Source organism: Priestia sp. 10L35 (assembly GCF_056395685.1).
Genome location: NZ_JBFTKA010000030.1, coordinates 1 through 8,560 on the forward strand (window position 1 = coordinate 1; position 8,560 = coordinate 8,560).

The following is an 8,560-nucleotide window of genomic DNA, read 5'->3' on the forward strand; positions in this document are numbered from 1 at the left end:
CCCAAACTAAAAGAATTTGTGGTCTTAGAGGATGTTGAGAAGCCTTTTAATGAACTTTCATGCTTTCATACGTATGATTTGTTAGTTTTATTGCGTTTAGTACGTAAAGAAAGGACAAAGGCTTACGATTTAATGCTAACGCTTAAAAAGGCTGGTAAGAGTCCTGAAATTGACGAAGCAATGGTAAGCTATTCAGAAGAGCAATACGGGCTTTATACGAAGCGTATGAAGGTTATAGAAGGTATTTTAATAGACAGAATGGGATACAAGCCTCAGCGAGTGGATGATAAATTGTTAGCGAAATTAGCTGAAAGACTACGAAAAGAGTAGAAAAAGAGGGAAATTATTGATAGTGTTGAATGTAGTATAAATGAGAAAAACCGCCCTAGCTTTGGACGGCAGGCGGTTTCTCCAAATAGAAAGGGAATAGGTCCCTTATAAACATTATTATGTACATATTCTATCATAAGGGGCTGATTCCTGCCACATAAGGAGAGGAATTAGTTTGACTAAAAGTAAAAGTGATTTAGGCCAAGCTCTTGGTGCTTCTGAAAAAAAAGCACGGTTAAGAGATATTGAAACTGAACAAATATTGACTTCAGAAGAAATGGCTATAGCAAATGAATTGCAGAATAAGGCTAATACAAGAGGAATGAAATTAGTTCCAGATAGAAAAGTAAAAAGTAAGGTGAGGTTTGTGCAGTTTATCCAAGACAATTGGGATTACTTAATTACAAATGATTATTTTGGAAACGATGAGCTTTTATTACTTATGAAAATATCTGGAAAAGTTGGCTTTTTGTCTAACTGCATTGTTCATGATATTCATGCTAAATCTCAGATTCCCATGACGCAATCAGATATTGCTAGTTACTTAGGAATTAATAAAGGAAATCTTAGTCGTATTATTAAATCTTTGATTGATAAGGGAGTAATTGTTCGAGCAGTGGGTTTTAAAGAAGGTATAAATGCAAGAGCTTATTCTTTGTATTTAAATCCACATATTATTTACAGTGGTGATAGAGATAACATACCAGAGCCTTTAAAAACTATGTTTTATAAGACTCCAAAAGCTTTAAAAAACTTACCTGTAAGATTATTTTAGAGATCGTTAATAAACGATCTCTTTTTGTATTTATACTCAATTTCATAGTTGTAACTCATACAACTAAAGTTGTAACTCATACAACTATGAAAACCTTCATAAAGGTTGATATAACAGTGTTTTTTATAGTTTATATAGTCCTTACTATCTCACTCTTATATTAATTAGCAATTCGCTTATAGAATTGCAAGTATCTTTTTGTATTTTTTTCGTATTAAAAAATTAGCCTTAAGGCTATATAGCCGCCTAAAGGCGGACTATCCTTTATAAGAAGTTATTGTCATTTATTTTTTATAATAAAGAAGGATTTTTATACTTCTAACTATAAACTGTAAAGTATGGAACACAAACACTAAAAGCCTAAAAAAAGCTTATATATCAATGTCTATATTAATCTATACTTTATTCTTAATTGGTGGTTATTTTATACTTAGTTTATACTCTAAAGTAAGTGTAAATTATTCTTATTTTAGAGTATAAAAAAATTCGGGGTGAAGTTTTATTATGAATGATTATGAAGTAACTTATTCAACTGGAGATGTGGCTAAAGATTTGGGAGTTAGTAAAACAACTATTATTAATCTTGTAAAAGAGTTCAATTTAGAAGTAAGAAAAAACCCTAAAAATGGCTATCGTTTTTTTACCACAGATGATCTCCATAAAGTTAGGGAAATTCAAGAACGTATAGATAAAGTAGGAAAAGAAAGAGCCCTGGAAGATTGGAATAATCCTAAAACTAAAAGTAGCATCAATCCCGTTAAAAACGTTGATTTAAAGGAAATCGAAACCCTAAAAGAGGGTTTATCGCTACAAGAGCAGTACAATAAATCATTAATTAATGAAATGGACTTTTTAAAAGAACAAATTAGAGTTCTTCAAGAGAAACAAATGAAAAAGGAAGATTTTGAAAACTTAATTGTAAAAGAACTTCCTATAGCTTTAAAAGCAGCTCTTGGAGAAAAAGACAATGAAATCTCAGAATTAAAAGAGCAGTTGGGTCGAATTGAAGAAGTCCAGAGTAATAGAGATAAAATGCTTGTTGAAGCTTTAAGACAAAGCCAAGAATCTCACCAACAATTAGCTGCAGGATTATCTAATACTAAAAAATGGTGGGAGTTTTGGAAGTCTTGAAATCAATATTAGTCAATAAATCCTTAACGATTTATATAAAGTATTATGGACGATATATGATGTGATATTTCTAATATTTAAGACAAGCTTTATTAAAAAATGACACCTTTAATGGGTATTATGCTTTGTAGTCATATATGTAGCATATAATATTTCCTCTTTATGCCTGTTATATAGGCAACTACAAAGGTTTCTTAAAGATAAGCTTAAGTAGGATATAATTTTCAAGATTGTTATTGATAGCTACATAATTACGTTAGTAATTATGTAGCTATCAATAACTTTTTTATTTTCTTCTCCTTCTCCTATTTAATGAGCGAGTCGAGGTCTCATAAGAAGCATATGCATAAAAAGGCTTCTTTTCATGCAAGAACTGTTATTTGAAAACTGATGAAAACGTTGGCGAATCAACGATGTATAAAATCATGTATAAACGATAAATTTGAAAAGCGAACGAGCCCTGGTGTATCAAGGGCTCGTTTTTTTGATGTCTTCCGGAAAGAGTGATTATGTTAACTACAAATGTATGGTGTATACATGTTTCTTTTATAAGAGTAAATAATAATATAATTAGTTTATGTTAAGAGATAAAAAGAATTTGAATATATTTTCATAAATTAAGAAAAAGCCAAGAATACTTGGCTTGAGAATTTTAATTATATAGCAAAAACAAAAATTTGATTCTTTATTTAGTTTGTCTCTTTTATAATTATAAAATTATTGATTATCAAAAAAGTCTGATTCGTATGGTTTGGAGTCATCATGTTGCTCATCTGATTGAATATCATAAAGTTGTTCATCTGATTGAATATCATTCTTTTTTTTACAATTAGAACAGAAATGAGATTGTTGTTTATATTCTTTTTCCACATGATAATTTCCATCTTTTTGATTATAATACATTTTATACGCTTTCATTTTATTCATCCTTTCTTTCCAATGTTTTTTGTAAAGAGATAGATATAAAGTATAATAATTACTTATTTTATATGGAATCAATGACAAAATTAATTTTGTATTATTACAACTTTACTTTGTCTAGCTTTTTGACATTGGAGAGATGTAATAATAGGATTATTCGGAGGTACAATAGGATACATAATATTATTGGGGTTATTGTTGTGGGCAATATCTCTACTTTGTGTTTGAGGGTTAATATATGGTCCAGAAGGGTCAATAGAAAGAAAAGTATTTTGATTAGCGACATAACTAGTCAGCAAAACATGTCCAGCTTCATGTGCAAGTGCATAAGTTCCTAAAGCCTGATTACTTAGTGCAACTCTTCCAAACATTTTAAAATCCGTACTATTTCTATAGTCTGTTATACCTGCTCCACCACTACCTATGGTTCGTCCACTTCCTCCAAGAAAATAATCTCCACTTGTATATACAATATATATTCCAATACTATTGTTTGTAAAATTAGTTCTAATTATTTGTATTAAAGATTCTACAGGTCCTCCCTTTTGCATTGCTTGTTGGGTTGTTAACGAACTAGCATTTATTACTCGTGTAGTAGTAAATGTACCAGCTTGAATAAAGTTTATACAACTTGTTCCTCCAAGTCTCCAAGTCCGATTAGCTGCATCAACATCTGCTTTTAATCTAGCGCGACGCTGAGTTACATTTGAGCCAGATGCAGAACCTGGAGTGAAAATGCCATAAACATTAACTGTAAAGGTAGGCATTTTACAACATCATCTCCCTTTTTTTTTTATACTCTATTATTTCAAAAATGAAAATCAAAATAATAGAATATATTGTATTAGATGTTAAAAGTCTTTTTTTGCTTGTATGCTTGTCCTACGATATTAAAACTTTTTATATAGATAAAGTGGTTTTTGTGCAAAAATTATGTATGTTTAAAAGAAGCATATAGATTCCTAAATGAAATTAAGTCTTATATAACTATTCCAAACAGCTGATGAATGAACTTCAATTGATTTTGGACAGATAGCAAATACTTGGACTGCTTTTCAGGTGCACCAATAATTTTTAATATACATTCACCATACTTTCCGAAAAAAATTAGTTTATGTTATGGAGTAGAAAGAGTTTGAACATGTCCGTCTTGGTACGAGGAAAGCCGTTGGAATTACTCATTCCAACGGCTTTATTTCCGATAATTTGTTTTATGTTAACTAGCTTTGTATAAGTTTTTTTTGATTTTTTATGTTCATTCAAGGATACCTAAAAATGAACATAAAATGTGTCAAAAAGCGAGTAAAAGGGTACAGAATACCGTTCCCTTTCTTTTTATTTTGAAAAACGAACTTATTATTATATATACTTTTGGTAGAACTTTTCAAGTCCACAATACAAAAAAGTTGTCATTTATGGCAACTTTTATGCTAATATGAGTATAAATCCCGGCATACCCACCAATCCTTATGAATAGTTATCACTATCTTAGGGAGGTGTGGAAGGTGACCAAGGATGGCAAAGAGAATATGGACAAGCAAAATTCCAAAGAGTATCTAGACAGACAGAAAGAGAAGATGGGGGATGCAGACGATATGGCTGTATTAGAGAAGGAGTTGGAGCAAATGAAACTTCAACAAAAAAAACAAAAATTAACGAAAGACGAAATGCGGAAAGCGTTGCTTAAACAATCAGTTAGAGACAACTATGAAGCATTAGAGCGACTTTCTCGTACATGAAAAACTAGATGGAAGAAATAATGTATCTAGATGAACAGGATATTTTAACTGCGCACAGAGAAGGATTCACAGAATTTGGTGGACTCGATTACGGTGTAGCTGAAGGTTGCGTAGAAAAACGTGCCTTGGAACCCGCAGGCATTTTCTTTGGCGAAGAACTATATCCCGGTATATTTAGAAAAGCGGCAGTATATATGCTCCGCATAACAACCTCCCACTGTTTTTCTGACGGAAATAAGCGAGCTGCGTTCTTATCTACTGATTTATTTTTGAAATACAACGGATATAAATTTGTTGTAAATCAAAAAGAATTATATGACTTTTGTTTAACTATCGCTAACCACAAAACTCGTCCTGAACTGGAGGATGTAGAACAGTGGATTTATCAGAACACTCAACCATTTACATTGAACGAAAATGAACTCCTTGACCTATTAGATTAACAAAAGGTTAAGGAGTTCATTTTGTGTTGCCATTTTTCATATAAAAAATGCAGTTGCATCAATGTCTTCAGACTATAGGTAAAGGAATTGGACACATCCAATTTACTTTTTTGCTTTTAAATATTATTCAAATATTTTTGACTTTGTTTTTATAATGTTCAATTATAGATCTAACCTCATGTGGGGGGCTATTAAACTCCATGTACTCGTCAACCGTTAATAACAGAATTGTTCTCACTACTCCTGCTTGGGTCCAAGTAACAGGTTCACCATAATAAGAGGACTCTTCTTGTTCTAAATCTATTAAAACATGATTACATCTCTCTAATAGATCAATTAATTGTGGAATATCAATTTTAAGTGTTTTAAGTTCTTTCAATAGTTCACTTAAGCCTGTTTGTCCGGCTTTTGGTCTGTCTTCAAAGAAAAGGTCTAAAAACACTTGTAATTTATCTACGTTGAGTTCATCTTTATTAGGGGAAACATCCCATCCATGTTCGTTTGTTTGCGCAATAATATTATTCTTATAGATATTGATACCTTGTTTTAACTCTTCGAATTGTTCATCAGCTTCCTCTAATTTTGCACTTATTCTTGAAAATTTCCTTCTAAATTCAAACGGAATATCTTCTTCTTTTTTGTATCCTAATTCGTGTTCAATTTCAGCCCATGTATGCATTAGATTTGTTCTTATTTGAATTTCTGCTTTCAAGTTAGCTAAATCTTTATAATTTGGTGTACATAACCATTCATCTTTTATTTTAATTATAAAATGATGTGACCTGTATCCAAATTGATCTGGATTTAATTTTTCCTCCTTATCTTGAGAATCTAAAACTTCGAATTCTTCATTTATTATTTTACAAACCTTATCAATATCACTTCTGTAATAGCAAATAATTCTAACTCCACATATATCTTCGATTTGATCAAAAGGGTTTATATATTTTTTTCTGTCAATTTTTTCTATGAATGACTTTTCTTCTTTAATTCTGTAATAAATTTTTAAGTATTGAATTGAGTGTTCTTCAAGAAGCATTTCAATAGCTTGGGTAATATTTGAACCTAATTTATTATATTTGGGCATTACATTTATATATTTATTTTTTATAGTTTGTGTTTGGTTTTTAAATTTTCTCTTTGTTTTTTCCAATTTGTATATTCTCCACCTTTTATAATCATGTTTTATAAACTTAATTATAGATTTAATGCCCTTTTTTGGAAATGTTATATTTTTAATCATTTCATTGACATTGGAATTAATTAACTTTATAATTTTATTATCGTTACGTAACAACGTAACTAAAGGAGAGAAAAATGAGTAGAGTTAGTGAAGGAAAACGTCGTCTTACTTGTGATATTCCAGAAGAATTGCATAAGGAATTACGATTTTTAGCTGTAGAACACGATAAGAGTATTACTAAGTATGTAAAAGAGCTTTTGGAAGAGCATGTGAAGAAAGTAAAAAAAGAAAAGTAAAACAAAGAAAGGGCACTTCCTCTGCAAAGGAAGCACCCCATGTAGAACTTAATATGGACTTTCATTATAACATGGGTTGCCCTCAAAAAATAGGAGGGTCTTATCATGGATCAAACCGAAAAATTGTTAATAGGTATCGAGAATATCTTGAGTGTAGCTTCTGATTTAGTACAAGAAGTAGATCGTCTTAAACGTGTGGAAGAAGAATGCCAAATACTTAAAGAAAAACTTTTTATGAAACAACTTACCTTATCTGAACAAAACGTTTTTGCTCTTGCACTTGATGGCCATTCTGTCAAAGAAATGCAAGATATTTTGTTCAAAGAAGAGAACACAATCAAGACTCAGCGACGCAGTATTTTACAAAAATTAAACGCTTCTTCGATGAAAGAAGCAATCGATCTTTATAAAAAAACTACCCAGACTTCTTCTCAAAACTTCACGAATTATCATCAAGAAATCTTTCAAAAACTCGTTAAAACTTCATAAAAGTTGAGGGTACGTTGAGTGGACAGTAGGTCAACATTTGCAAAAAGGTGTAAGATTTGATGTCGACACTAGCTCAACATTAGGTACTTTTTTTACTCTTTAGGTCAACAGCAGGTCGACAGACTGGAAGTTTTCGTGGTACCACTTTTTTTGAGGTGAAAACGTTGTTGTGCTGGGCTTTGCCCAGCATATCACAGCCATGTGATATCAAAAACCCCTTATGCTCTTCTCTACTCGTACTGGGAATTTTGCAATCTGATAGAAAAGGAATGATTTCATGGATATCTTTTTACGAAATATTGATCCGGTTGCTATGCAAAAAGTTGATGCACTTGCGAAAGAAAATGGGATGTCTCGCCAACAATTTCTGAAAGAACAATTTGAAGTATTAGCTTTTTTTGATGAGCAAGTAGAAAGAGAAAAAAGATTAGAAGCTATCATTGAACAGAACATCGAAATGATGAAACAATGTGCGATATCAATTGAAAAGATGAATGATATTATCTATGAACTGATGGGAGATGTAGAGGAGTAATGGAAACACAACGACGTATGATTACACTAGATAAAGAAACGGATCAATATATCCAAGATTATATGGCTGAACATAAACTTCGTTTCCCAGGAGAAGCGATTATGGATATCTGTAAAAAGTATCGAGAAGAAAAAAAGAAAGAATGGTCGTTAGACTACATTACGGAAACCGTTAGTGAAAATCTTCATGGTGTATTAAAAAATGAACTTAAAAAAATTCGATTAGGAACAAATAGTGCCGATAAAAACACACAAATTCTTATCGAATTCATGAATGGATTGTATTTTCACCATGGCTATCGGGGAATTATGACAACGGATCTTCAAGAGTTAGAAGAAACTAAACTTGCTAAAAAAGTTGTAAGTGAACGTATTGTGAATCAACGACAAAAACGGCTAGATAAGGAATATCCTAAAAGCTAAAATAGCCTTTAAGGCTAGCTAGGTAGGCTTAAGCCTACTTTTCCTTTTAGTAAACGAGGTGTATATAGCTTGATATGTAGTTATTGTGGGACAGAAGGATTGGAAGATAGCTGCTCTTTTTGTGGGGCTAATTTAAATATAAAAAGACCCAAACTAAAAGAATTTGTGGTCTTAGAGGATGTTGAGAAGCCTTTTAATGAACTTTCATGCTTTCATACGTATGATTTGTTAGTTTTATTGCGTTTAGTACGTAAAGAAAGGACAAAGGCTTACGATTTAATGCTAACGCTTAAAAA

At 31.4% G+C, this 8,560-nt stretch carries 13 protein-coding genes; 10 read left to right on the forward strand and 3 right to left on the reverse strand.

Annotated elements, in window-relative coordinates:
* The 3 genes from AC1DEF_RS28750 to AC1DEF_RS28760 form a co-directional block, all read left to right on the forward strand.
* A partial coding sequence (locus tag AC1DEF_RS28750; RefSeq protein ID WP_477727723.1) for a hypothetical protein occupies window positions 1–330 on the forward strand: 330 nt, incomplete at its 5' end.
* A 175-nt stretch (window positions 331–505) separates the two neighbouring features.
* Window positions 506–1,105, forward strand: a complete 600-nt coding sequence (locus tag AC1DEF_RS28755; RefSeq protein ID WP_257152307.1) for a MarR family transcriptional regulator — start codon at window positions 506–508, stop codon at window positions 1,103–1,105.
* 504 nt (window positions 1,106–1,609) lie between these two features.
* On the forward strand, window positions 1,610–2,236 hold the full coding sequence (locus tag AC1DEF_RS28760) for a MerR family transcriptional regulator (RefSeq protein ID WP_477727724.1): 627 nt from the start codon (window positions 1,610–1,612) through the stop codon (window positions 2,234–2,236).
* A 717-nt stretch (window positions 2,237–2,953) separates the two neighbouring features.
* Here AC1DEF_RS28760 and AC1DEF_RS28765 read toward each other — a convergent pair.
* A complete protein-coding gene (locus AC1DEF_RS28765; protein WP_477727725.1) occupies window positions 2,954–3,154 on the reverse strand; it encodes a hypothetical protein in 201 nt (66 codons plus the stop codon).
* Window positions 3,155–3,243: 89 nt separating this feature from the next.
* Window positions 3,244–3,924 (reverse strand): hypothetical protein, encoded by a 681-nt coding sequence (locus AC1DEF_RS28770; protein WP_477727726.1) that lies wholly within the window; start codon window positions 3,922–3,924, stop codon window positions 3,244–3,246.
* Between the two features lie 738 nt (window positions 3,925–4,662).
* Here AC1DEF_RS28770 and AC1DEF_RS28775 point away from each other — a divergent pair.
* Both AC1DEF_RS28775 and AC1DEF_RS28780 read left to right on the forward strand, forming a co-directional pair.
* Window positions 4,663–4,896, forward strand: coding sequence for a hypothetical protein (locus tag AC1DEF_RS28775; protein ID WP_477727727.1), 234 nt, complete (start codon window positions 4,663–4,665; stop codon window positions 4,894–4,896).
* An 8-nt stretch (window positions 4,897–4,904) separates the two neighbouring features.
* Entirely contained in the window at window positions 4,905–5,339 is a 435-nt protein-coding gene (locus AC1DEF_RS28780; protein ID WP_477727728.1) for a type II toxin-antitoxin system death-on-curing family toxin, read from the forward strand.
* A gap of 127 nt (window positions 5,340–5,466) precedes the next feature.
* On the opposite strand, the gene AC1DEF_RS28785 is transcribed toward AC1DEF_RS28780, so the two are convergent.
* Complete coding sequence (locus AC1DEF_RS28785; RefSeq protein ID WP_477727729.1) at window positions 5,467–6,492, reverse strand: GTP pyrophosphokinase; 1,026 nt, start codon at window positions 6,490–6,492, stop codon at window positions 5,467–5,469.
* A 164-nt stretch (window positions 6,493–6,656) separates the two neighbouring features.
* Between AC1DEF_RS28785 and AC1DEF_RS28790 the strand changes: the two genes are divergently transcribed.
* The 5 genes from AC1DEF_RS28790 to AC1DEF_RS28810 form a co-directional block, all read left to right on the forward strand.
* Entirely contained in the window at window positions 6,657–6,818 is a 162-nt protein-coding gene (locus AC1DEF_RS28790) for a hypothetical protein (protein ID WP_477727730.1), read from the forward strand.
* 105 nt (window positions 6,819–6,923) lie between these two features.
* Entirely contained in the window at window positions 6,924–7,307 is a 384-nt protein-coding gene (locus AC1DEF_RS28795; protein WP_477727731.1) for a helix-turn-helix transcriptional regulator, read from the forward strand.
* 277 nt (window positions 7,308–7,584) lie between these two features.
* Entirely contained in the window at window positions 7,585–7,842 is a 258-nt protein-coding gene (locus tag AC1DEF_RS28800; protein WP_095380446.1) for a hypothetical protein, read from the forward strand.
* Window positions 7,842–8,264 (forward strand): hypothetical protein, encoded by a 423-nt coding sequence (locus AC1DEF_RS28805; RefSeq protein WP_477727732.1) that lies wholly within the window; start codon window positions 7,842–7,844, stop codon window positions 8,262–8,264. Before AC1DEF_RS28800 ends, AC1DEF_RS28805 begins: the two co-directional genes overlap by 1 nt.
* Before the next feature lie 69 nt (window positions 8,265–8,333).
* The coding region (locus AC1DEF_RS28810; protein WP_477727733.1) for a hypothetical protein at window positions 8,334–8,560 on the forward strand (227 nt) is incomplete at its 3' end.